Origin of the sequence: Sphingobium sp. PNB, assembly GCF_019873065.1 — a bacterium.
Lineage (GTDB): Bacteria > Pseudomonadota > Alphaproteobacteria > Sphingomonadales > Sphingomonadaceae > Sphingobium > Sphingobium fuliginis.
In genome coordinates, this window is the sequence record NZ_JAINEZ010000218.1 from 1 (window position 1) to 1090 (window position 1090).

The 1090-nt window shown below is 69.0% G+C and carries 1 protein-coding gene; it reads right to left on the reverse strand.

Translation table 11 applies throughout. The features are described 5' to 3' along the window. Positions 1-109: 109 nt before the first annotated feature. Positions 110-1090: ParB/RepB/Spo0J family partition protein (locus K7W03_RS27485; protein ID WP_226870571.1), on the reverse strand; the 981-nt coding region annotated here is incomplete at its 5' end.

Here is a 1090-nt window from a genome sequence, read left to right on the forward strand (position 1 = left end):
GCGGGGACAAGGGGCTGATGTTTCCCCGGGGAAACGGGGGGCAGGGCGGAAGCCGCCGGTTCGACCGGCCTTTCGCTTCCGTCATATGTCCTGTGCCCCCCGCTTTCCATCAGCGCTGGAGCCCCATGCCCTGCCGTTCGAGATGTTCGAGCGTGTCGCGCAGCGCGGTGGCGAGCGTTTCCATGTCCGCGCCCGAACCGGCGTGGAGGCGGATGGTGACGCCCTGGCGGTTGACCGACTGGACCGTCAGCGCCGGACGGCCATAGTGGGTGGTCCAGGTGAAGGGTTCTTCCCTGGGGGCCGACTGGGCGGCGCGGGGGGCGTCGAGCAGGCGTTTGAGCACATCCGAGGCCGGGATGGGCGCGGCGCCCGCCGACCGCAGCGCGCGCTGTTCGGAGGCGAGGCGGTTCGCCTCCGCGCGGATGGCGGGCGCGCCCTTGGGGTCGTCGAGCGATTGGGCCAGCGCATAGGCGGGCTTCAACTGGACGTCGGCCGGGGAGGCGAAGGCGTCGATCACCGCGTCCTCGATGCCCGCCACCTTGATCATCTTGCTGAGCCATCCCTTGGAGAGCTTCAGCCGTTCGGCCATGCGGGTCAGGTGGCTGCCATAATGGGCCTTGAGCGCATCGGCATAGTTGCGCGCGCGTTCGAGGTCCGAGACGTCCTTGCGGGCGCGGTTTTCGAGGTCGGCGAGGCGGAAGGCGGCCTCATCGTCGAGCTGGGCGACCTGCGCCACGAACATCATGTCGGAATAGCTGTTGGCGCGCAGCCAGCTGATCGACCAGTGGCGGCGGGTGCCGGCGATCACCTCATAATCATGATCGGGATCGCCCTCTATCCGGCGGACCACGGCGGGCACCTTCTGCCCGCCCTCCGCGATGATCGAGTCGATCAGTTCGCGGCAATTTTCCTCATTGAGATGCGCATAGAGGCGGGCATTGCCGCTCCAGATCCGGACTTTCGCCGGGTCGAGCAGCAATTGCGTGACCTGCCGCACCTCGCCCGAGGCCAGGCGGGCAAGGGCGGATTCGCGGCCGAGCAGGGTGGTGCCGCGGGCGCGATCCTGGCGCGGCGCGGCCGGGCCAGAGGA